25 protein-coding genes are annotated in these 20,718 nt (G+C 39.7%); 12 read left to right on the top strand and 13 right to left on the bottom strand.

The genetic code is table 11. The features are described from left to right. The first annotated feature begins 38 nt into the window (after positions 1 to 38). Positions 39 to 1,073: a WD40/YVTN/BNR-like repeat-containing protein gene (locus GWK08_RS01055; RefSeq protein ID WP_163605055.1), complete on the top strand. Its 1,035-nt coding sequence runs from the start codon at positions 39 to 41 to the stop codon at positions 1,071 to 1,073. Positions 1,074 to 1,137: 64 nt separating this feature from the next. Here the strand turns inward: GWK08_RS01055 and GWK08_RS01050 are convergent, their stop codons facing one another. From GWK08_RS01050 to GWK08_RS01030, 5 genes are all read right to left on the bottom strand, one after another. Continuing rightward, positions 1,138 to 1,485, bottom strand: a complete 348-nt coding sequence (locus GWK08_RS01050; RefSeq protein ID WP_163605054.1) for a DUF6515 family protein — start codon at positions 1,483 to 1,485, stop codon at positions 1,138 to 1,140. A 498-nt stretch (positions 1,486 to 1,983) separates the two neighbouring features. Further along, a complete protein-coding gene (locus tag GWK08_RS01045; protein ID WP_163605053.1) occupies positions 1,984 to 2,457 on the bottom strand; it encodes a hypothetical protein in 474 nt (157 codons plus the stop codon). A gap of 12 nt (positions 2,458 to 2,469) precedes the next feature. Continuing rightward, positions 2,470 to 3,003, bottom strand: coding sequence for a hypothetical protein (locus GWK08_RS01040; RefSeq protein WP_163605052.1), 534 nt, complete (start codon positions 3,001 to 3,003; stop codon positions 2,470 to 2,472). Positions 3,004 to 3,036: 33 nt separating this feature from the next. After that, positions 3,037 to 3,579, bottom strand: a complete 543-nt coding sequence (locus tag GWK08_RS01035) for an RNA polymerase sigma factor (RefSeq protein ID WP_163605051.1) — start codon at positions 3,577 to 3,579, stop codon at positions 3,037 to 3,039. Positions 3,580 to 3,830: 251 nt separating this feature from the next. Next, complete coding sequence (locus GWK08_RS01030; RefSeq protein ID WP_163605050.1) at positions 3,831 to 4,253, bottom strand: ACT domain-containing protein; 423 nt, start codon at positions 4,251 to 4,253, stop codon at positions 3,831 to 3,833. A gap of 139 nt (positions 4,254 to 4,392) precedes the next feature. On the opposite strand from GWK08_RS01030, the gene GWK08_RS01025 reads away from it, so the two are divergent. The 5 genes from GWK08_RS01025 (at position 4,393) to GWK08_RS01005 (ending at position 7,601) form a co-directional block, all read left to right on the top strand. Beyond that, on the top strand, positions 4,393 to 4,890 hold the full coding sequence (locus GWK08_RS01025) for an RNA polymerase sigma factor (RefSeq protein WP_163605049.1): 498 nt from the start codon (positions 4,393 to 4,395) through the stop codon (positions 4,888 to 4,890). 4 nt (positions 4,891 to 4,894) lie between these two features. Beyond that, positions 4,895 to 5,557 carry a hypothetical protein gene (locus GWK08_RS01020; protein WP_163605048.1) on the top strand — a complete coding sequence of 221 codons (663 nt, stop codon included), beginning with the start codon at positions 4,895 to 4,897 and terminating at the stop codon, positions 5,555 to 5,557. Positions 5,558 to 5,638: 81 nt separating this feature from the next. Beyond that, positions 5,639 to 6,958, top strand: coding sequence for an alpha/beta hydrolase (locus tag GWK08_RS01015; protein WP_163605047.1), 1,320 nt, complete (start codon positions 5,639 to 5,641; stop codon positions 6,956 to 6,958). A gap of 4 nt (positions 6,959 to 6,962) precedes the next feature. After that, positions 6,963 to 7,175 (top strand): hypothetical protein, encoded by a 213-nt coding sequence (locus GWK08_RS01010; protein WP_163605046.1) that lies wholly within the window; start codon positions 6,963 to 6,965, stop codon positions 7,173 to 7,175. Beyond that, positions 7,176 to 7,601, top strand: a complete 426-nt coding sequence (locus GWK08_RS01005) for a hypothetical protein (RefSeq protein ID WP_163605045.1) — start codon at positions 7,176 to 7,178, stop codon at positions 7,599 to 7,601. On the opposite strand, the gene GWK08_RS01000 is transcribed toward GWK08_RS01005, so the two are convergent. From GWK08_RS01000 to GWK08_RS00985, 4 genes are all read right to left on the bottom strand, one after another. Then, positions 7,602 to 9,425, bottom strand: a complete 1,824-nt coding sequence (locus GWK08_RS01000; protein WP_163605044.1) for an ABC transporter ATP-binding protein — start codon at positions 9,423 to 9,425, stop codon at positions 7,602 to 7,604. It lies immediately after the preceding gene. Continuing rightward, complete coding sequence (locus GWK08_RS00995) at positions 9,425 to 11,149, bottom strand: phospho-sugar mutase (RefSeq protein ID WP_163605043.1); 1,725 nt, start codon at positions 11,147 to 11,149, stop codon at positions 9,425 to 9,427. Before GWK08_RS00995 ends, GWK08_RS01000 begins: the two co-directional genes overlap by 1 nt. Before the next feature lie 62 nt (positions 11,150 to 11,211). Beyond that, positions 11,212 to 12,159: a glycosyltransferase family 2 protein gene (locus tag GWK08_RS00990; RefSeq protein WP_163605042.1), complete on the bottom strand. Its 948-nt coding sequence runs from the start codon at positions 12,157 to 12,159 to the stop codon at positions 11,212 to 11,214. A gap of 35 nt (positions 12,160 to 12,194) precedes the next feature. Then, complete coding sequence (locus GWK08_RS00985) at positions 12,195 to 12,725, bottom strand: DUF4199 domain-containing protein (protein WP_163605041.1); 531 nt, start codon at positions 12,723 to 12,725, stop codon at positions 12,195 to 12,197. A 174-nt stretch (positions 12,726 to 12,899) separates the two neighbouring features. Between GWK08_RS00985 and GWK08_RS00980 the strand changes: the two genes are divergently transcribed. The 3 genes from GWK08_RS00980 to GWK08_RS00970 all read left to right on the top strand — a co-directional run bounded on the left by GWK08_RS00980 (position 12,900) and on the right by GWK08_RS00970 (position 14,797). Continuing rightward, the gene (locus tag GWK08_RS00980; protein ID WP_163605040.1) at positions 12,900 to 13,151 is read left to right on the top strand and encodes a type B 50S ribosomal protein L31; all 252 of its coding nucleotides are present in this window, start codon (positions 12,900 to 12,902) and stop codon (positions 13,149 to 13,151) included. A 74-nt stretch (positions 13,152 to 13,225) separates the two neighbouring features. After that, positions 13,226 to 14,401, top strand: coding sequence for a GlmU family protein (locus GWK08_RS00975; RefSeq protein ID WP_163605039.1), 1,176 nt, complete (start codon positions 13,226 to 13,228; stop codon positions 14,399 to 14,401). Positions 14,402 to 14,443: 42 nt separating this feature from the next. Continuing rightward, a complete protein-coding gene (locus tag GWK08_RS00970; RefSeq protein ID WP_163605038.1) occupies positions 14,444 to 14,797 on the top strand; it encodes a hypothetical protein in 354 nt (117 codons plus the stop codon). Here the strand turns inward: GWK08_RS00970 and GWK08_RS00965 are convergent. From GWK08_RS00965 to GWK08_RS00955, 3 genes are all read right to left on the bottom strand, one after another. Continuing rightward, positions 14,794 to 15,066 carry a hypothetical protein gene (locus GWK08_RS00965; RefSeq protein ID WP_163605037.1) on the bottom strand — a complete coding sequence of 91 codons (273 nt, stop codon included), beginning with the start codon at positions 15,064 to 15,066 and terminating at the stop codon, positions 14,794 to 14,796. The two genes, GWK08_RS00970 and GWK08_RS00965, sit on opposite strands and share 4 nt — an antisense overlap. Before the next feature lies 1 nt (position 15,067). Beyond that, entirely contained in the window at positions 15,068 to 15,334 is a 267-nt protein-coding gene (locus tag GWK08_RS00960; RefSeq protein WP_163605036.1) for a hypothetical protein, read from the bottom strand. Between the two features lie 116 nt (positions 15,335 to 15,450). After that, on the bottom strand, positions 15,451 to 17,082 hold the full coding sequence (locus GWK08_RS00955) for an ABC transporter substrate-binding protein (protein ID WP_163605035.1): 1,632 nt from the start codon (positions 17,080 to 17,082) through the stop codon (positions 15,451 to 15,453). A 76-nt stretch (positions 17,083 to 17,158) separates the two neighbouring features. On the opposite strand from GWK08_RS00955, the gene mtaB reads away from it, so the two are divergent. Next, positions 17,159 to 18,493, top strand: coding sequence for a tRNA (N(6)-L-threonylcarbamoyladenosine(37)-C(2))-methylthiotransferase MtaB (gene mtaB / locus GWK08_RS00950; protein WP_163605034.1), 1,335 nt, complete (start codon positions 17,159 to 17,161; stop codon positions 18,491 to 18,493). A gap of 51 nt (positions 18,494 to 18,544) precedes the next feature. On the opposite strand, the gene GWK08_RS00945 is transcribed toward mtaB, so the two are convergent. Continuing rightward, positions 18,545 to 18,838: a GNAT family N-acetyltransferase gene (locus GWK08_RS00945; RefSeq protein WP_163605033.1), complete on the bottom strand. Its 294-nt coding sequence runs from the start codon at positions 18,836 to 18,838 to the stop codon at positions 18,545 to 18,547. A 221-nt stretch (positions 18,839 to 19,059) separates the two neighbouring features. On the opposite strand from GWK08_RS00945, the gene GWK08_RS00940 reads away from it, so the two are divergent. Together GWK08_RS00940 and GWK08_RS00935 are read left to right on the top strand one after the other, a co-directional pair. Further along, the gene (locus GWK08_RS00940; protein WP_163605032.1) at positions 19,060 to 19,722 is read left to right on the top strand and encodes an alpha/beta hydrolase; all 663 of its coding nucleotides are present in this window, start codon (positions 19,060 to 19,062) and stop codon (positions 19,720 to 19,722) included. Between the two features lie 40 nt (positions 19,723 to 19,762). Then, positions 19,763 to 20,704 (top strand): lytic transglycosylase domain-containing protein, encoded by a 942-nt coding sequence (locus GWK08_RS00935; RefSeq protein WP_163605031.1) that lies wholly within the window; start codon positions 19,763 to 19,765, stop codon positions 20,702 to 20,704. Positions 20,705 to 20,718: the final 14 nt, after the last annotated feature.

Here is a 20,718-nt window from a genome sequence, read left to right as displayed (position 1 = left end):
TATTTGTTTGGTTGCAGCGAAATAAAAATTTTAAATAGATGAAAAACTTTCTTTATCTGCTGGCGGGTTTGTTCCTTTTTTCCTGTAACACTAAAAAAGAATATATACCCAGAGAATTTAATACGGTAGATGTTGAGGAGATCTACAGCGATTCTATCAGCATCCGGGCCATAGAACTGACAGATGAAGGAGAGTTGTGGTTTGCTGCCAATAAAGGGATCTACGGAAGATATACCAAAGAAGGTGCAATGATCACCGAGAGGATTTCCGTCGATACGATCTATCCGGCTTTCAGATCGGTGGCATACAACGGGAAAGATGCTTTTGCCCTTAGTATTGCTAATCCGGCACTGCTCTTTAAGCTTACTCCCGAACTAAAAATGGTGTATAAAGAGGTACATGAAAATGTGTTTTACGATTCCATGACCTTCTGGAATGAAAAGGAGGGAATTGCCATGGGAGATCCTACAGATAATTGCCTGTCGATAATAATTACAAGAGATGGCGGAGATACATGGACCAAGCTGAGTTGCGATAAACTACCTCAGAGTGGGGAAGGGGAAGCTGCTTTTGCTGCCAGTGATACCAATATTGCGATCTATGGAGATCATACCTGGATCGTTTCCGGAGGAATGCGAAGCAGGGTATTTTATTCGCTCGATAGGGGGGAGAGCTGGGAAGTTTATGAAACCCCGATTATCCAGGGAGTAGCAACTCAGGGGATCTATTCGGTCGATTTTTACGATGAGAATAATGGGGTGGTTATCGGAGGAGATTATACCAAGCCTGAAGGAAATGAAAAAAATAAGGCTGTCACTACAGACGGGGGAAAAACATGGACCCTTGTAAGTGATGGAGGAGGTGCTGTTTATAAGAGTTGTGTACAATACATCCCGGGAAGTCAGGCCAACGAAATGGTTGCCGTTGGTTTTACGGGGATATCATTTTCAAATGATTCGGGTAATAGCTGGAAGAAACTTTCGGATGAAGGGTTCTATACAATTAAGTTTTTGAACGACAGTACGGCATACGCGGCCGGTAGGAACCGCATTGCCCGGTTGAGATTTAAATAAAAAAAGATTCAGAACTGTATTAAATCCTGAATCTTTCCTGACTAAATCAAACCAACTAAACTAACTATACATGAACTACTACGTAGGATCTACCTCTTTTTTGGTAGTAAATCCCATTGTAGGTATAATATCTCTTTTTGCGTATGCTAACCACTTTATAGCCTCTGGGTAATACAGTTACCTTAATACCGGCAGGTGGCCTTACCACAACATATCTATTTGCTTTTTTCTTGTACCAAACTCCTTTGGAGCAGTAATAAGTAACTCTTTTATGTACTACCACGCGGGGCTTGTGTAATTTGGTGATAACCACTCCCTGTGCAGGAGCTACTCTTACTGTCGCCTTTGCCGAACACGAACTCAGGGCAAAAGAAACCAACATCACCAGGCCTAAGTTTTTTAATAGTTTCATAATCTATGGTTTTAATATGTTCTCAATTATTAGACTGATAAAAAACCGAATGGTTTAAATGGTATTTAGTACAAAGTATTGAGTATTGAGAAGTTGTTGTTGGTTGTTGGTTGATGGTTGATGGTTGTTTGTTGTTCATCTACGCTAACGCTTTATGTAGGAGGGTGGCTTTTAGTGATTAGTATTAAGTACTGAGATGAATGTCACTTCGAGCATCTCGACTACGCTCGATACAGGCTCATCAAGAGGTGGAGTTGGATCATGGAGTATTTAGGAAATGTCAGTTCGAGTTTTTTCCGCAGGAAAAAGTATCGAGAACAGTTATAAAGGCAAACACAAAATTTGATTCTCGATACTCCTTCGTTTTACTTCGGAGTACGGAGAAGTGAGTATTGAGTACAAAGTATTAAGATTAAGTATAATTGCTTATTGGTAATTGCTCACTGTTCATTGATAATTGAAATTTTTTTGCCAAAAAAAAGAGGCTTTCGCCTCTTCTTAATTTCTTCTTTCTTTGAATTGTTGTTTCCGTCTTTCGCGGAATTTCCTCAGCAGATCCCGGTTAAAATCCTCCTCCACTTTTTTCAAAAGAATGACCTTCTTGGGAGAAATAACCCTTAACAGATCGTTGTTCAGGGATTGTTTCAACTCGAACATTTGTCTTTCAATATTATTTATCTCGTCCAGCACTTCTTTTGCTTCCTTATCGGATATATCTGCAAAATTCTGTTCTTTAAACCTGTTTCTCACCTTTCCGAGATCTTCTCTTTTCAGGCGATGCATATTCTTTTCAAAACTGTTATAAATGGGCCAGAATTTTTCAGCTTCATCTGCAGTAAGGGACAACTTTTCCGTTATATAGGCCACTTTCAGGCTTTTGATCTTCTCGTAATTCCCACCTCTTTGCCCATAGGAATTCACCCATAGTATCATGGCAAAGACTAAAAAGATTACGCTTTTGTACTTTTTCATAAACAGTGTCTTTTAATTATCAATAATTAACTCATCGTAATCCTCAAGCTTATCGGATAAATACTCAATGAGTGCATTGTCTTCAATTTCTTCCGGAGCAACCGTAATATCTTCCAGGTTTACATCCTCAAACAACATTGAGATATCATAGGTGCTTAATGTGAGTAATCCTTCATCAATAAAACTATCGATATCTTCATTTTCTACTTCTGCTACCGTTGTTTGGGGAACAGTTGCTTCGATGGTGAATAAATCGGTTCCGAAAAATAAAAATAATCCGGCCGCTACCGCAATGCTTGCGTAAAAATATTTTTTATAGGAGGAAAGTTTAATGACCTTAACTTCTTCCTCGTTATTTTCTTTATCTATGGAATCGAGTATACGATCTTCAAGGCTTTCAAAATAAGCTTTGGGTACTTTAAACCCGTCCTTCGCATCGGTAGAGGCATCCTCCAATCCGGCAAATAGCTTATCCTCAAAAGATGTAAAATAATCTTCCGGGACTTTAAATCCTTCCTGCTCCGTATATTTCTTCTTTTTATCCATCACATTTATAAGACATTAAACATGTCAAAAGGTTTAATTACTCAATAAATATTCTTCAATTTTCTTAGTTGCATGATGATAGGACGCCTTCAGCGCTCCGACCGAAGTGTCCAGAACTTCGGAAATATCTTCATACTTCATTTCTTCAAAATACTTCATATTAAAAACGATACGCTGTTTTTCAGGTAAAGAGGCAATGGCCCGCTGGAGTTTCAACTCTATATCATTTCCTTCAAAATATACATCGGCTTCCAGCCGATCTAACATTTTGGATTGAAGTTCTTCATTACTGATACCGTATTTTTTGGCTCTCGAGTTTAAAAAACTAATAGACTCATTGGTTGCTATCCTGTATATCCAGCTATACAGAGCACTTTCTCCTTTAAAATTCTGAATATTCCTGAAAACCTTGATAAAGGTATTCTGAAGTACGTCATCTGTATCGTCATGATTGAGTACCATACGCCGTATATGCCAATAAAGTTTCTCCTTATAGGTACCCACAAGGAGTCTGAACGCTTTAGATTGCGTTTCCTTATTCTTTAATTGCTGGATAAGTGAGGCTTCTGATATCAAAAAATGGCGTTTTTCTCTTAGACTTATAAATTATTAAAAGGTTTAAAATATACCTTATTATATTCGAAATGTTAAAATTTAGTGCATTTCATCGATTATTTCGTGCTTTTAATCGATGAATATGATTTTTATTATACATTTGACTCATCACGATAAGACAAACGACGTTCTTTTTTTGCCCCAACTTAACAGAACTTACAATTCTCAAATCTTATCTATCAAACAGACACTCTATGCGGGTGTCTTTTTTTTTATCCCTGCTTTTCCATTCTGTTTTTATACTCTTCTGAAAGCGAGATCAATACCTCTATTGCCTTGTCTTTATCTTTTGTGTTTACAAAGATATGATCGTGATAATAAGCAGCCATAACATTACAACTGATACCTTTTTTTGCAAGTGCGGATGAAAACGCAGCCGTAAGCCCGACAGCATCAAGCGAGGAATGTACTTCCAAAGTGATCCATGAGAAAACCGATTCGTATTTAATTTTAAACAAGTCGGCTTGCGAACGCTCCAGGACAATAGTAATACCTTCTTTTTCTTTAAACATGGCAAGGATATGTTCTTCCGGAATATGATCTCTCTGCGATAGAGTAGAAAAAATGTACTCTCCGTCCTGCAATAACGGTTTCATATTTCGGATAAGCTCGCTGAGGTTTGTTTCACCTGCCATAATGCTTTTTAATAGTTAGTAAATAAAATTAAGTAATAATTACTGCCCGCAGATAAAGGAAACAAAAAATAATTTATGGAAACTGTAATTCTGTAGTCAATATTGTAACTTACTATTTTAAAGCAAATAGGTAAACCTGTTGAAGAAAGATAATCTGGAACAGGAGTTTGTGGCCCGGGTAACCGAATCACAAGGGATCGTTCACAAAATATGTAATATATATTGTAAAGATGAAGAGCATCGAAAGGATTTGTTCCAGGAGATTCTTATTCAACTATGGAAATCCTATACCTCTTTCAGAGGTGAGGCAAAATTCTCTACCTGGATGTACAGAGTGGGACTTAACGTGGCCATTCAGTATTTTCGGAAGGGAAAAAAAAGACCTGAGGAAACAGAACTTTCAGCAAAACTTCAGAATCTTCCCGAGTTAAAAAAAGACGACAGTTTAGAAGAAGAAATACGCTTGTTATACAAGGCGATCAATACGTTGAACGATATTGAAAAGGCCATAGTCATGCTGTATCTCGAAGAGAAGACCAATGAAGAGATAGCCGAAATTACGGGGATCACTCAAAATTATGTGCGGGTGAAAATGAACCGGGTCAAGACGAAACTGAAAAAAATATTAAACCCTTGAGAGGATGGAGCTTGTAGAATTAAAATCCATTTGGAAAAAGGCAAATATGCTGCAGACCGCAGACCATGAGGTGAGCGCGGAAGAAGTGCACAGGCTGATCAAAAAGCGGTCTAATACTGCTATTTCCAGAATTAAAAGGGAAATGAGGTTTAAGATATGGTTTATGGGAATCATTGGAGTTGTTGGTATGGTTATGTCGCCTTTAATGCTGATCCTCGATGTGGAAGACCTTCCGTTGGATGGAATTCTCTCGCGGGTTGAGATCAGTATTCTCTATTTCCTGATGTCTGCAATTATCTTCACCTTTTCCAGGCTGATAAAAGATACACACGATAAAATAAGCAACTATCAGAATTCTTCATCAGATCTTAAAACTGCAATTGAAGAGATCATTCAACTGATGCATAGAATAATGAAACTGGCTGTTAAGATCGGAGCCAGGATGAGCACGGCAATTATTATCTGGATCGCCTATGCCGTTCTTTACAAAAATGATCCTTTTGCATTTGACCTGAGGATCCTGTATCTAATAGCTATAGCTGCTGTAAGCTATAAATTACTATCCCTTCTTGAAACCTGGGTGCAGGAGAGAAAATACGGGAAATACGTTAAGATCCTTAAAGAGTGCAGAGACGAACTTGAGGTTGTCAATAATGATTCGGAATAAAAAAAATGAAGAAAAGTGTAATTCTGATCTCTTCATTTTAACCTACTGAATACATTAACGATAATCAAAAAGTTTAGACAAATGAAAAAAATGAAAGATTCAGGCATGCTAAGATCAATAGCTACGGTTCTTATTATTATAGGGCTTATAAGGTGGCTGCCATTAGGTAACGAAATGATGAAGGAGACAGCAATCATACTTCAGGCTATAGGTTTTGCCATGTATGGAATATCCATAATAAGAAATAAAAGAAGAGAGCGTAAAAACGGACTTGCCGCAGTTGGCCTGGGGGTTTTTATGTTTTTGTCATTTTCAACCGGACTGAATGCCCAGCAGGCAGATTACAGCAAGCAGATCACAGCATTTAAGCAGAGTTTTGAGAAGAAAAGTGCAGAGCATTTAAAAGAATATATCAGCACTGAGCTTAAATTTGGCCCCATTCCTGTGCAGAACACCCCTGCAGTTCTGGCGAATGTATTTGCCAGGTTTCCCAAATTAAAAGTGATGGAAATCGTGGAGAATAAAAAAGGAGAGGCCCGGATCAAGCATGAATTTGAAGGCCTGGGAGCGGGAGAATCTTCGGTGTTCTTCGATAGTTCGGGCAAGATTACTAAAATAGAATTTATAGAGAACATTATTCTCCAGGAACTTAAAGCGCAACAGGCATTGAGAAATAGCGTGCAACAACCGGTTCCGGGAGAATTAGCTAAAAAACACAGCTTTAAAAAAGTAACATTCCCTTCGGAAGACGGCCTTTCCGTAACAGCTAACCTTTACGAGGTAGATCCGGATAAACCGTTTATCCTGCTTTGCCATCAGGCCGGATATAATAAGTATGAGTATGCAGATATTGCTCCTAAGCTGAATGAAATGGGTTTTAACTGCCTGGCCATAGACCAGAGATCGGGAGGACCTTTTGCAGGACATAAGAATGAAACCAATGAAGCCGCTATACAAAAAGGAATTAAGAACATAGACATGACAGATGCCGAACAGGATATCCGTGCTGCAATAAATTACCTTCATAAGAAATACAATAAGAAAGTTACGGTTTGGGGAAGTTCGTACTCTTCCAGCCTGGCACTTTTTGCAGCAGAAGGAAATAAATCGGTAAACGCCGTAATTTCTTTTAGCCCGGGTAACTATTTCGGAGATCAGAAACCTTCCATTGCTAAGGCTATTAAAGACCTGAAAGTTCCTTTCTTTATAACTTCTTCCAAAGAAGAAGCTAAGCAGTTAGGAGCTTTGATAGGTGACATCAAACTAAAAGAAAACCAGCAGCAATTCATACCTTCTTCTGATGGGTTTCATGGTTCCAGAGCACTTTGGGAAGGACAGAAGGGAGCAGAGGAATACTGGACTGCCCTGACAGGATTTTTAAATAAGGTGTATTCAAAATAAGAATATGGAAAAGAATATTGATGATAAATTGAAGAGACCAGGTACCGGACCCTCGCTGTTCGTTCTGTTCCTTGCGGGTTTAGCGGCTTCTGTAATTACCATTTTATTTGGTGGAGGATACGAAGCAATTAGTTTTAAGAAAATAATTGCGGTAAAAGTGTTTCTGATCTTATTTTACGTGCTGGTAATGCCTCGTTTTTTCAGAAAAAGGAGATAAATGAACGGATTGGTATTTAAAACATATATACGATATGTTTACTGGGGAACCCTGGTATTCCATTCATTAAACAAATTTGTGATAAGGCCGTGGATGTTGGAGAACAATTCCCCACGGTTTTTGGTCCTTTTCGTGAATTCGGTCCCCAACTTTCTGGAAGCGGTGATAGGAACTACGGTCATATCGGGCCTGCTGCTTTTTACCAGACAGCGTTTTCCGAATAGCATGAATAAGTTTAAGGAGAACACACTATTTTTAATAGCAGTAATGCTTGCCGCCGTATTCGTTATTACCCAGGAGTTAAAGATACACAACCTGGGAGGCAGAAACGTGTACGACCCCTACGATCTTATTGCTTCCTTAATAGGACTGATCTTTATCGGTACTGTTCTGCTCAGGTACGGATTGATACGGGCAAGAGCCTGATCATTCAAAAGACTGCATCCCCACTAATTTCTTGTAAACCCCCTCTTTTGCCAGAAGTTCCGAATGGGTCCCCTGTTCTACTATCTCACCCTTTTGCATTACCACAATAAGATCTGCTTTCTGAATAGTGGAGAGACGGTGAGCAATAACTACAGAAGTCCTGTTTTGCATCATATTCTCCAGGGCTTCCTGAACCAGTTTTTCGCTTTCGGTATCCAGGGCAGAGGTTGCCTCGTCGAGGATCATGATCGGAGGGTTTTTAATAACTGCACGGGCAATAGACAATCGCTGTTTTTGTCCGCCGCTTATCTTTCCTCCCGAATCACCGATATTGGTATCGAACTGATCGTCCAGGTCTTTAATGAATTCGTAGGCATTGGCGATCTTAGAAGCATCAAGGATCTCCTGTTCATTCGCATCTTCTTTACCCAGCGTAAGGTTGTTCCTTACCGAATCGTTAAAGAGGATAGAATCCTGAGTAACAATACCCATCAGACCTCTAAGAGATTTTTTAGACAGGTCCTTAATATTTACCCCGTCTATTTCGATATTACCTTCATTTACATCATAAAAACGCATTAAAAGGTTGGCAATAGTACTTTTTCCACTTCCGGAAGGCCCTACTAAAGCTATCATTTTTCCTTTGGGGATCTCCAGGGAGAAATTGTTCAGGATATAATTGTTTTCGTATTTAAAAGAAATATTCTTTAAGGAGATAGCCTGCTCAAAACTTTCTTTTTCTACAGGGTTTTCTATCTCTGTAATGGTGTTTTCTGTTTCGAGGATATCCATCACACGTTCTGCTGCAGCGTTTCCTTTCTTAACATTATATGATGCTTTGGAAATAGCTTTGGCAGGAGTAAGGATATTGTAAGCGAGTCCCATATACGCAATAAAGGAAGAAGCGTCGAGGGTCTTATCGATCAGAACCATTTTCCCTCCGAACCACAGAAGGATCCCGATAACCAGGATCCCGAGGAATTCACTGGTTGGAGATGCAAGGTTCTGCCTGTTTAACAGGCTGTTCGAAAACCTGAAGAACCGGTTGGTGGAGTTGCTGAAACGATTATTGAATATCTTTTCTGCATTAAACGCTTTTATCACCCTAAGGCCTCCGAGGGTTTCTTCAACAATAGAAAGAAAGCTTCCCTGTTCTTTCTGTACCCTGTCGGATTTTCGTTTCAGGGATTTTCCAATTCTGGAAATGATAACCCCCGAGATCGGAATAAAAATAAACACGAATAAAGTGAGTTTGGTACTTATTCCGAACATCACAAGGATAGTAAACACAATAGTTAACGGTTCCCTGACGATCAGTTCGAGGATCGATAAAAAGGAATGCTGGATCTCCAGTACATCTGAAGTGATCCTTGCAATAATATCTCCCTTGCGTTTTTCCGAAAAATAGGAAATAGGAAGCTCAACAATTTTATGATAGAGCTTATTTCTAAGATCTCTTAATACCCCGTTCCTTAAGAAGGTGATGAAATACATGGCCAGGTAATTAAAGACGTTCTTAAAGAAAAAGAGAAAGATAACCAGGCCGATAACCAGCACCAGTGCAGTCATCTCATCTTCTCCGGCAATCTGTGTTACCTTGTAGTTCAGGTATTCCTTTAAATAGCTGTCCAGTTGTCCTACTCCCTGATATTCAGGTTTTGTATAAACCCGCTGACTTTCCTTAAAGAGTACATCCAGCATAGGTATTAATGCCACAAAAGACAGTGCGCTAAAAAGCGCGTAAAGGATATTAAAAAAAATATTTAAAATGGCAAACCTCTTATAAGGCCTGGCAAAATGGAGTATTTTCTTGAAATAATTCATTAATTCAATTTCAGTTCACTGATAATTCTATCTATTTTCTCTTCTAAAGTCCTATTTACTCTTTCAAAATCATCTGCATTTTCAAGAGTTGTGTTCACACTAAAATAGAATTTTATTTTGGGCTCAGTCCCACTGGGTCTGGCTGCTATTTTGGTACCGTCTTCGGTATAGTAAATAAGCACATTGGATTTGGGGATGCTGATGCTTTCCTCATTTCCGGTGATCATATTCCTGGCAACAGAAGCCTGGTAATCCTCGATCATAACTACTTTCTGACCGTCTATGGCTTTTAGTGGATTCTCCCTGAGGTCTATCATCATCTGCCTGATCTCCTCCGAACCGCTGATCCCTTTTTTGGTAAGCGAGATCAAACGTTCTTTATAAAAACCGAAATCCAGGTAACACTGTATGAGTTCTTCAAAGAAAGAGCTTCCTTCCGCCTTTGCTTTTGCAGCAATTTCACAGGCGAGCAGGGAAGAAGTAACCGCATCTTTATCTCTTACGAAATCGCCGACCATAAAACCGAAACTTTCTTCACCTCCACCGATAAATGGCTGAGAAGGATGGTCCATGATCATTTTGGCGATCCACTTAAAGCCGGTAAGGCCTACCTTGCATTCCACCCCATATCCGTTTGCAAGATCATTCATCATGGGAGTAGAAACGATGGTCGATCCGATAAATTCATTTCCTTTGATCTTTCCTCTGTTTTTCCATTGATCCAGAAGGAAACGGGTCATCATTACCATGGTCTGGTTCCCGTTAAGCAATTGCATTTTATGTTCCCTGTTACGAACAGCTATACCCAGGCGATCACTGTCGGGATCGGTTCCTATGACCATATCTGCACCGATCTCTTCTGCTTTTTTTAAAGCCATAGCCAGGGCCTCCGGTTCTTCCGGATTGGGAGAGGCAACTGTTGGGAAATCCCCGTTGGGTTCTGCCTGCTCCTCTACTATATGTATATTTTTATAACCTGCTCTTTTCAGTACTTCCGGCAGAATAGTGATGGAAGTTCCATGCAGGGAAGTGAAAACAATGCTGAAATCATCCTTCCCTTCAACATTAAAATTCCCGTTTTGTACGGAAGCCTCAATAAAAACTTCATCTACTTCTTTATCGATAAGCTGAATAAGCTGCGGGTTCGCCTCAAACTTTACTGTTGTAATATCCAGATTATTGATCTCCTCTATGATCTCTCCGTCCTGAGGAGGAACGATCTGCCCTCCATCTGTCCAGTACACCTTATAACCATTGTATTCCGGCGGATTATGAGAAGCGGTGAGCACCACCCCGCAATGACAACCGAGATGCTTCAATGTAAATGAGAGTTCGGGAGTGGGTCTGAGACTGGAAAACAGAAAGACTTTTATTCCGTTGGCAGAAAAGACATTGGCAACCGTCTGTGCCAGGGTATCGCTATTGTGCCTGCAATCATAGGCAATAGCTACTTTCAGCTCTTCGGTCGGATATATTTTTTTGAGATAATTACTGATTCCCTGAGTATTTTTACCAAGGGTATATTTATTAATTCTGTTGGTTCCAACCCCCATTACACCCCTCATTCCTCCGGTTCCGAATTCAAGGTTCTTATAAAAGCGTTCCTTGAGCTCTTCCGGATCTTTTTCAATCAGCTCCCTTACCTCTTTTTGAGTATCGCTATCAAAAAAATCATTTAACCATGCATGAGCGTTTTGCTGAACTACGTCTAGAGTGTTTTCCATTGGTACTTTAATTGTTTGACAAATTTACAAGCTTTAAGTTCTAATATGAGTAATTGAGGGGATTAAAGATTTATTTTTTCAGATATTTTGTAACGCTGATCTTTTCTTCGGGAACGAAGGAGCATTTCTCCCAGAAAACCTGCAATAAAGAGCTGGGTCCCCAGGATCATTGTGGTGAGTGAGATAAAGAACTGAGGTCTTTGAGTGATAAGTCGCCCTGCAGGATTGATAAATAACTTATCGACTCCCAGGTAAACGGCAAAAACCAGTCCGATAAAGAACATCAGTACTCCGAGGGCACCGAAAAGGTGCATAGGGCGTTTTCCGAACTTAGAGATAAACCAGATGGTAATAAGATCGAGAAAGCCATTGATAAAGCGCTCCATCCCGAATTTGGTCTTCCCGTATTTTCTGGCCTGATGCTTGACGATTTTTTCATCAATTTTGGAAAAACCGGCATTCTTAGCCAATACAGGAATATAGCGGTGCATTTCACCGTATACATCAATATTTTTGATTACCTGGTTCTTATAAGCCTTCAGGCCACAATTAAAATCGTGCAATCTAACGCCCGAAGTCCTTCGTGCCGCCCAGTTAAACAGTTTTGAAGGAAGGTTTTTCATAAAAAAGGAGTCGTACCTCTTCTTTTTCCAGCCGGAAATAAGGTCGAAGCCTCCATTTTTAACAAGATTGTATAATTCCGGGATCTCTTCGGGATTGTCCTGCAGATCTGCATCCATGGTGATAATAACATCTCCCTGGGCAATTTCAAAGCCTGCATGCAAAGCCTGGGATTTTCCGAAATTCTTCGGAAAGCGGATCCCTTTTATATGGCCGTTGGCCGAAGCCATCGATTGAATAGTCTTCCAGGAGTCATCGGTACTACCGTCATCGATAAAAAGTATTTCATACGAAAAACGATTGGACTGCATAACTTCTGCAATCCAATCGTGTAATTCTAATAATGATTCTTGTTCGTTAAGTAGTGGTATGACTACTGATATGTTCATTCGGTTTGTATCTGAAATAATGCCAAAAATACAAATTAGTAATCACTTTTGTCTTTTTTCATTATTAAACCTACGATCAATGAAATAATTAATGCAATAATTAAATTAATGATGAGGATAACAGGATAACCGATCCATGCAAATTGCCTTTGCGTTTGAATGACATTATCTATTTGTTCTGTTGTTAAACTTGGATTCTGTTCTGCGATCTGCGGACGAAGTTGCTCGAAAAATTTATCGTAGAACTCCGGCTCGATAAAAGAAGTATAAATGATAGAGTAAACGATGATCATTAACGAAGCGATCAGTGCTACTCCTAATCCGATCTTGATTGCCTGCCCCAGTGATAAGAAGCTGGCATTTGCTTTTTTAAACTGATAAATAGCAATCCCTATTACAGCTGCAAGGATAACAACTCCGATTATTTGTTGTGAGATATCTCTTTGGTAATGTAACTCCATTACCGCAAGCATAATGGCAAAAACAATATTAATTCCTCCTAGGAGTAATCCGTAATTAATACTGAACTTTCTGGTTTTTGGTGCTTGGATTTCTTGATCTTCCATTGTCTGATTAATTTAGTTAGTAATACATATTTAGTATCCTGTGATTTGTTTTTGTTACATATATTTGAGAGCTTTTTTAAAAAGCCGAGGATTTTTTATAAATCTTATTGGTAAATTACAAAATATGATTAACTTTGCAGCTCGAAATTTACGAGCGTATAAAAGTTATTAGCGATGAGAAAAGATATACATCCAGAAAATTATAGATTAGTTGCTTTTAAAGATATGTCAAACGACGATGTCTTCATTACAAAATCAACTGCTGAAACAAAAGAGACTATTGAAGTTGACGGTGTTGAGTATCCACTTGTAAAGATGGAAATTTCAAGGACATCGCATCCTTACTATACCGGTAAATCCAAATTGGTTGATACTGCCGGGCGTATTGATAAATTCAAGAACAAATACGCTAAGTTCAAGAAATAATTTTATTAAAAGATATACATTAAGCCTTCTGATTTCAGAAGGCTTTTTTTATTTTTACAAAAACTGACTGCTTAATGAACTATATCCTTTTTGACGGTACGGTGAGAAATGCACTGTTGCCTTTTACCTATACCCGGCCTGTTGCGGATATCCGTGTAGGTATCCTGACCATAAGGGAGAAATGGGAAAAATTCCTGGGATTTACAACCACTACAATTACAGAAGAATACCTTTCTGATAAATTTCCAATGGTGGAGATGGAGCGCAATGTATTGATCAATGCTTCCTTCTTACCCAATCCGGAATTAGCAGCTCTTGTAAAGAACCTGGAAGAGAATCAGGCCATTTTTTACAAAGATGAGGTGATTGCATTTTATACGACCGATGCTCAGGAGGAAGTAGATTTCGATGCTTATGAAGCTATTGAGTATGAAGCCGATGTTCTCAGAATAGAAAATACCTGGGATATCTTTTCGAAGAATGGAGAAGCCATGGAAGCAGATTTCGAACTGATCACCAACGGAAGAAAAAGTATGCCTATTCCTGCCGGGGTAAATGTAATAGGAGGAGAGAATATTTTTATAGAAGAAGGTGCTAAACTGGCCTTCTGTACATTAAATGCATCTTCAGGACCTATCTATTTGGGGAAGGACTCCGAAATCATGGAAGGAAGTGTTATCCGCGGAGGACTGGCACTTTGTGAAGGAGGGGTCATAAAAATGGCATCAAAGATCTATGGACCTACTACGGTAGGACCGTACAGTAAAATAGGAGGGGAAGTAAATAATTCCGTCTTATTCGGATATTCAAATAAAGGCCATGACGGATTCCTGGGGAATTCCGTTTTGGGAGAGTGGTGCAATATTGGAGCGGATACCAATACATCCAATCTTAAAAACAATTATGCAGAAGTTCGCCTTTGGAGTTATGAAACCGAAAGCTTTGCTCGCACCGGACTGCAATTCTGCGGCCTGATGATGGGAGACCACAGCAAATGCGGTATCAATACCATGTTCAATACCGGTACCGTGATAGGTGTAAGTGCTAATGTTTTTGGCAGTGGTTTTCCTCGTAATTTCGTACCCAGTTTTAGCTGGGGAGGTTCAGGAGGTTTTACAACCTATCTTACCAAAAAAGCCTTTGAAGTAGCCAAAGTGGTTATGTCCAGAAGAAATATGGAGTTTACAGCTCAGGATGCTGCGATCCTGGAAGAGATCTTCGAACAGACAAAACGATGGCGTAAGGAATAATCCGAAAACCTTAGATTAACGAAACAAAACAAAGACGTAAATATGCTTGGACTTATACTCATTTTCTTTATCGGGAAATACTTTTATCAGCTAGCCGAGGAATATCAACAGAACAAATGGCTATATGCTATTATCGGAGTTGTGTCTTATTATGTCGGTACCTTTATTGCCGGAATTCTTATCGGAATACTTTATGTTTTGATCGCTAACGACCTTTCAGGTCTGGAAAATACTCCGGACATCGTTTTGAGTTTGATGGCATTACCTTTCGGATTACTTTCCTGCTGGGGATTGTATACAATTCTGAAAAAACAGTGGAAAAAGAATATAGTGAAGCCGGAGAATGAGATAGCACAAATAGGAATAGAACCCGACCCTGAAGACAAGGCGGGTTAAATTTTTACGGTAAATAGAATTACAGATAAACTGATAAACAACAACAGGCAGAGAAAAATAAAAACAATTAATTCTCTTTTCCTGTATAAAGACTGTTCCCGCCGTATCCTTTTCCGGATCCTCTTTAACAACATTTCGGAAGCAGCCTTATACTCAGGTTTTTGCAGACTGGAATTATGAATGTAATTCTCAAGTCTCCCTAATTTATCTGTTCTCTCTCTTCGGTTAAGGCGGATAATACTATTCGCCCATGATGCAAATCCTGCCATTTTAAACGATTTTATAGATTGTAAATAATAATACCCCCATGATCAGGATGAAGCTTATGGTTCTTTTTAATACAAGTTTCCTGTTCTCTCTGATCATTTCTTTCCTGATCTTCTTCAACTCCTTTTCTGAAGCAGAAGGAAAATCAAATTCATTCGTCCGTCCTTTTCCGTTTCGGCTGTAAAGATCCTTACGGAAAGGCTCATGTTTTCTTGTGATGATCCTGTTAGCCCGGAGGCTAATGATCATTCCTGAAATTCCTGCGCTCATAATTTTGGTTTTAGTTAAACATCTACTTATAATATTAGTATACAAAATTGTGTAAATGTTACGCAAATAAAATTGAACGCAAAAAACCTGTGAGTAGAATAGGGATGGGTCTAAACTTATTCTTCCTTACTTACATGTTTTAGGACGAGCAGATTGATAGGGTTAATTCCCAGTCCTTTTACATTTTTCCTTGTAAAACGGGTGATCTCATCGTAATAAAGAGGGACAATGGGGGCCTTGTCGATGATAAGGGAATCCATTTTTCTGTAGAGGTTAAGACGCTTCTCAAGATCTACTTCCTGCATGGCGGTCTTATACCAGTTATCGTAAAGTGAATTGCTGAAATGTGTGTAATTAGGGCCGTTGGGAGTAAAATTTCCACTGTAGTACAATGACAGATAGTTCTCAGCATCCGGATAATCGGCGATCCAGCTTGCCCTGAAAGCATCCAGTTTTCCTGTCGATTTCAACTGCCGGAGGGTAGATGGCGGCATGACGTCTATCTTGACTTCCAGACCTATTTTCTGAAGCTCTCTCTGAATATATTCACAAAAATCCAGGTAATTACTGTTCGTGCCTATGGAAATAGCGGGTTTAGGATTACCACTTAGCTTTTTGTATTCCTCAATCAGTTCTTTGGCTTTTTGAGGTTGATAGGTATATCCTTCGATATTGTCAAAACCTGGCATTCCCTTGGGAATAAAACCGTTAACGGCAGGAAAACCGATCCCGTTACGCAGGAACTTCATCATTTTGTCTCTGTCAAAACCATAGTTTACGGCTTTACGGAGTAATTCCGAATTCACTTCGGAATTTTCACTTCCGAGGAAAAAACCGAGATATTCGGTATTGAGATAGGGTCCGCTGATAAGGTTAACTTCTCCGGAATATTTATCACTTAGACTTCCGCTGGAGGTAAGGATCTCATCCTTATAAGAGTTATCGAGGCTGTTTAAAAAATCCAGGTTACCCTGAACAAACTGGAGAAATTCACTCTGTTTATCCGGTAGAAAGGTTACGGCTACCGCTTCCAGGTAGGGAAGTTGTTTTCCGTTCCTGTCCTTTTCAAAATAGAGTTCGTTCTTTCTGAGTACCAGTTTAATATTTTCATCCCATCTTTTAAATTTGAAGGGCCCAGTACCGATAGGATGCGACCTGAAATCACTTCCGTAATGATCGGCTACCTCTTTGGGGACCACTGCACAATAGCGCATACTCATTAACCCCAGAAAAGCCGGGAAAGGTTGTTTTAGCCGGATCTGTAAAACAGAATCGTTCAAAGCTTCATAGCCTGCAACATTCGAAAGCACCCAGCTTCCGGGAGAGGCTACATTTTCGTCTTTTAGCCGGTTAAAACTATACACAAAATCGCTGGCTTTTACGGTGCGGGTACTGTCTTTTCCGAATAGGGGAGATTTGTGGAAATACACATCTTTCCTGAGTTCAAAAGTATAGGTCAGCGCATCTTCGGAGACGGTCCACTTTTTGGCTATCTCCGGTTTGATAAGCAAAGAATCATCGAGCTGCACCAGGCCGTTAAAAATTTGATTTATGGGCCAGATATTCGGAGGATTTCTGGCAAAAGCCGGATCCAGGGAAGTAATATTACTGTGTTCGTTATACCTGAAAACCAGATGATCCCGTTCCTTCGATTCGCTGCTGTCGCAACTTAGGAATAAGAGAAGAATGCAACTCGCTGAAATACAAGCTGCTATTCCTTTTAATGTGCTCCCCCGATATTTTACCATGCGAAAATAAGTAAGTATATTTGCAGCCTTAAAGTTAAAAATGTTTCACCAATAGAAGAACGCTTTAACAATAATTATGGCAGACAGGAAAAAAGTTGCTTTTTATACATTGGGATGCAAGCTGAATTTCTCAGAAACTTCTACCATTGCCAGAAGTTTTAAGGATGAAGGCTTTGACAGAGTGGATTTTAGCGAGGAGGCAGATATCTATGTAATTAATACCTGCTCGGTAACCGATAATGCAGATAAGCGTTTTAAAACTATAGTGAAACAGGCACAGAAGGCCAATGAAAAAGCCTTTGTTGCTGCGGTAGGGTGTTACGCTCAGCTAAAACCCGAAGAACTGGCTGCCGTTGACGGAGTTGACCTGGTTCTGGGAGCAACCGAAAAATTCAAGATCACCGATTACCTGAATGACCTTTCCAAAAATGACTTTGGAGAAGTGCATTCCTGCGAGATCTCCGAAGCAGATTTTTATGTGGGTAGTTATTCGATCGGCGACAGAACACGGGCGTTCCTTAAGGTGCAGGACGGATGTGATTATAAGTGTACCTATTGTACAATCCCACTGGCAAGGGGAATTTCCAGAAGTGATACCCTGGAAAATGTTTTAAAGAATGCCAAAGAGATCAGTGAGAAGGGGATCAGGGAGATTGTTCTTACGGGTGTGAATATTGGCGATTACGGAAAAGGGGAGTTCGGAAATAAGAAACACGAACACACCTTTTTTGAACTGGTTCAGGCTCTCGATAAGGTTGAAGGGATCGAACGTTTGAGGATCTCCTCTATCGAACCCAACCTGTTGAAGAATGAAACAATTGATTTTGTTGCCGATAGCAGGACCTTTGTTCCTCACTTTCATATTCCGCTTCAGAGTGGAAACAATACGATATTGAAATTAATGCGCAGAAGGTATTTGCGTGAACTTTATACAGACAGGGTGAACAGAATTAAGGAAGTAATGCCTCATGCCTGCATTGGAGTGGATGTTATCGTTGGTTTCCCGGGTGAAACCGATGAGTATTTCCTGGATACCTATAATTTCCTGAACGAACTGGATATCTCATACCTTCATGTATTTACTTATTCGGAGCGCGATAATACGCTGGCTGCAGAAATGGAGGAGGTAGTACCTAAAAATGTCAGGGCCAAGAGAAGTAAAATGCTCAGAGGTCTTTCTGCAAAAAAGAGAAGAGCTTTTTACGAAAGCCAGATCGGTACCAGAAGGACCGTACTTTTTGAAGGAGAGAACAAGGAAGGTTATATTCACGGCTTTACCGAAAACTACGTAAAGGTAAAGGCTCCATGGAATCCGGAATTGGTCAATACTTTACATCAGGTAGAGCTGACGAAGATAGATGAAGACGGACTGGTGCGTTTTGATTTTATAGAAGAGAAAGCAATAGCCTAAATAGCATAAATAAAATAAAAAAGCCCTGACATCATTGCCAGGGCTTTTTTTTTAGATTCTGATTCCAACAGGAAGTAATTCTTTGTACTCTTTGTGTTTTCTGAGGAAACCTGCTATCTGCGGACTTGTAGGCACTACCCTTAGGTTTTGCTCTTCAATATCCTTTAAGACAGCTTTGATAAAATCTTCCGTGAAATTTGCGTCGGTAACTCCTTCCGGAATAACTAATTTTGTTAAGAAAATTTTCCTTTCCTGAGATGAATACTCCACTTTAGCTAGTTGTCCATCCACTTGAGTTTCAAATTGTCTTAAGAAACTGTTGTTCTGAATTTTTAAGTCGTTCATTACTCTATTATTTATTTCGCTCACAATTAAACAATTGATAACTGTTTGTTTTGCTCTTTTTGCTTCTTCGGCACAACTCGGGCTGGAAACCTACCGATGGTCCCTGATTGCCTACAGTTGCTCTGAAGTTTTAATGAATTGGGGAAGAAATCCTTATTTTTGTCTGCGCAAAGGTACAAAAAATATTGATAACATCCTCTTTTACAAGTAATAAACTATCTATGGGTAAAGAGAAAATTCATGTGTATTTTATGCCCGGAATGGCCGCAAATCCTTCCATTTTTGAGAATATCAGTCTCCCCGAAGAAAGCTATGAAATACACCTCCTGGAATGGATCATCCCGGAAAAGGCAGAATCTATTCAGAATTATGCAAAAAGGATGACCGCACGTATAAAACATCCGTCGCCGGTACTAATTGGTGTTTCCTTTGGGGGAATACTGGTACAGGAGATGGCAAAGCATATTGAAGTGCGAAAACTTATCATTATCTCCAGTGTGAAATCCAATAAGGAACTCCCCAAGAGAATGATATTCGCCAAATACACCAAAGTGCATAAATTATTACCTACCGGCCTGGTGAACAACGTAGAGCTCCTTGCAAAATACGCGTTTGGAGAGACGGTAACAAAAAGATTATCCCTTTACGAGAAATACCTGTCGGTGAGGAATAAATATTATATAGATTGGTCGATAGATCAGATCGTGAACTGGAAACAAAGCAGCCCTCCGGAGAACATTGTCCATATCCACGGAGAGAAAGATGCCGTGTTTCCAAGTGTGTATATTGATGACTACGTTGGCCTGAAAGAAGGGACGCATATCATGATCATCAATAAATACAAGTGGTTTAACGAAAATCTTCCAAAAATAATTTTATCTTAGAGGAGTCGTTATCTTAATTAACCTTAAAACGAAAAGAAGTATGAGATTTGTTAAAAATGGTTTGATGCTGTTAGGCGTTTTGTTTATTGCCTCAATACTCATAAATGCTGTACAGACCGATGAGCTTCAGGAAAAGAAAGTAGTAGAAGAAAAGCAGGATGCAGAAGGTAAATACAGTGTGTATGCACTGGATATTCCGGAACAAATGAACTTTGCGGGAGAAGAGGTGCCTATTGATAACCCGGACATAAGAGAACGTATCGATAAAGAGCTTTTGGTAAATACCTATTGGCAGTCCAATGCGTTGCTTCTCATGAAGAGATCAAAAAAATACTTCCCGATTATTGAGCCTATCCTTAAAGAACACGGAATACCGGACGATTTTAAATATCTGGCTGTGGCGGAAAGCGGACTTCAGAATGTAGTTTCTCCGGCAAGAGCAACCGGTTACTGGCAGATACTGAAAACAACAGCCCGTGAATACGGCCTGGAGGTCAATACCAATGTTGATGAGCGCTATCACATAAAAAAATCTACTGAGGTTGCCTGCAGATATCTCAAGAAGGCAAAAGAAAAATTCGGAAGCTGGACATTAGCCGCAGCAGCCTATAATGCCGGAAGGGGAGGAGTGATCAATCAGCAGCAAAGACAACAAGCAACCAATTATTACGATCTTTTACTGGGAGAGGAAACCGGACGATATGTGTTCAGGATCCTGGCTATGAAAGAGATCCTTTCCAATCCGGAGAAATACGGTTTTTACCTGGAAAAAGATCACTACTATTCGGCTATTCCTACCTTCGAGGTGGAAGTAGATACGGCAGTGACGAATTTTGCGGATTTTGCACAGAAGTTCGAGATCAATTATAAAATATTAAAGATCCATAACCCCTGGTTAAGGGAAGCTTTCCTTAACAATAAGTCCCGTAAGAAATACAAGATTGAGATCCCGGAAAAGGGATATTATCAGCTGGGGCAATAAGACCGCTTACCGGT

Origin of the sequence: Leptobacterium flavescens, assembly GCF_010671605.1 — a bacterium.
GTDB lineage: Bacteria > Bacteroidota > Bacteroidia > Flavobacteriales > Flavobacteriaceae > Leptobacterium > Leptobacterium flavescens.
Note: the sequence above shows the minus strand (reverse complement) of the source record. Positions and strands in the feature narration are given on the sequence as shown.

Bases quoted from the DNA above. Each gene is read 5' to 3' on its own strand.
- GWK08_RS01055 (WP_163605055.1), top strand. From the start codon at position 39: ATGAAAAACTTTCTTTATCTGCTGGCGGGTTTGTTCCTTTTTTCCTGT.
- GWK08_RS01050 (WP_163605054.1), bottom strand. From the start codon at position 1,485: ATGAAACTATTAAAAAACTTAGGCCTGGTGATGTTGGTTTCTTTTGCC.
- GWK08_RS01045 (WP_163605053.1), bottom strand. From the start codon at position 2,457: ATGAAAAAGTACAAAAGCGTAATCTTTTTAGTCTTTGCCATGATACTA.
- GWK08_RS01040 (WP_163605052.1), bottom strand. From the start codon at position 3,003: ATGGATAAAAAGAAGAAATATACGGAGCAGGAAGGATTTAAAGTCCCG.
- GWK08_RS01030 (WP_163605050.1), bottom strand. From the start codon at position 4,253: ATGGCAGGTGAAACAAACCTCAGCGAGCTTATCCGAAATATGAAACCG.
- GWK08_RS01020 (WP_163605048.1), top strand. From the start codon at position 4,895: ATGGAGCTTGTAGAATTAAAATCCATTTGGAAAAAGGCAAATATGCTG.
- GWK08_RS01015 (WP_163605047.1), top strand. From the start codon at position 5,639: ATGAAAAAAATGAAAGATTCAGGCATGCTAAGATCAATAGCTACGGTT.
- GWK08_RS01010 (WP_163605046.1), top strand. From the start codon at position 6,963: ATGGAAAAGAATATTGATGATAAATTGAAGAGACCAGGTACCGGACCC.
- GWK08_RS01005 (WP_163605045.1), top strand. From the start codon at position 7,176: ATGAACGGATTGGTATTTAAAACATATATACGATATGTTTACTGGGGA.
- GWK08_RS01000 (WP_163605044.1), bottom strand. From the start codon at position 9,425: ATGAATTATTTCAAGAAAATACTCCATTTTGCCAGGCCTTATAAGAGG.
- GWK08_RS00995 (WP_163605043.1), bottom strand. From the start codon at position 11,149: ATGGAAAACACTCTAGACGTAGTTCAGCAAAACGCTCATGCATGGTTA.
- GWK08_RS00990 (WP_163605042.1), bottom strand. From the start codon at position 12,159: ATGAACATATCAGTAGTCATACCACTACTTAACGAACAAGAATCATTA.
- GWK08_RS00985 (WP_163605041.1), bottom strand. From the start codon at position 12,725: ATGGAAGATCAAGAAATCCAAGCACCAAAAACCAGAAAGTTCAGTATT.
- GWK08_RS00980 (WP_163605040.1), top strand. From the start codon at position 12,900: ATGAGAAAAGATATACATCCAGAAAATTATAGATTAGTTGCTTTTAAA.
- GWK08_RS00975 (WP_163605039.1), top strand. From the start codon at position 13,226: ATGAACTATATCCTTTTTGACGGTACGGTGAGAAATGCACTGTTGCCT.
- GWK08_RS00970 (WP_163605038.1), top strand. From the start codon at position 14,444: ATGCTTGGACTTATACTCATTTTCTTTATCGGGAAATACTTTTATCAG.
- GWK08_RS00965 (WP_163605037.1), bottom strand. From the start codon at position 15,066: ATGGCAGGATTTGCATCATGGGCGAATAGTATTATCCGCCTTAACCGA.
- GWK08_RS00960 (WP_163605036.1), bottom strand. From the start codon at position 15,334: ATGAGCGCAGGAATTTCAGGAATGATCATTAGCCTCCGGGCTAACAGG.
- GWK08_RS00955 (WP_163605035.1), bottom strand. From the start codon at position 17,082: ATGGTAAAATATCGGGGGAGCACATTAAAAGGAATAGCAGCTTGTATT.
- mtaB (WP_163605034.1), top strand. From the start codon at position 17,159: ATGGCAGACAGGAAAAAAGTTGCTTTTTATACATTGGGATGCAAGCTG.
- GWK08_RS00945 (WP_163605033.1), bottom strand. From the start codon at position 18,838: ATGAACGACTTAAAAATTCAGAACAACAGTTTCTTAAGACAATTTGAA.
- GWK08_RS00940 (WP_163605032.1), top strand. From the start codon at position 19,060: ATGGGTAAAGAGAAAATTCATGTGTATTTTATGCCCGGAATGGCCGCA.
- GWK08_RS00935 (WP_163605031.1), top strand. From the start codon at position 19,763: ATGAGATTTGTTAAAAATGGTTTGATGCTGTTAGGCGTTTTGTTTATT.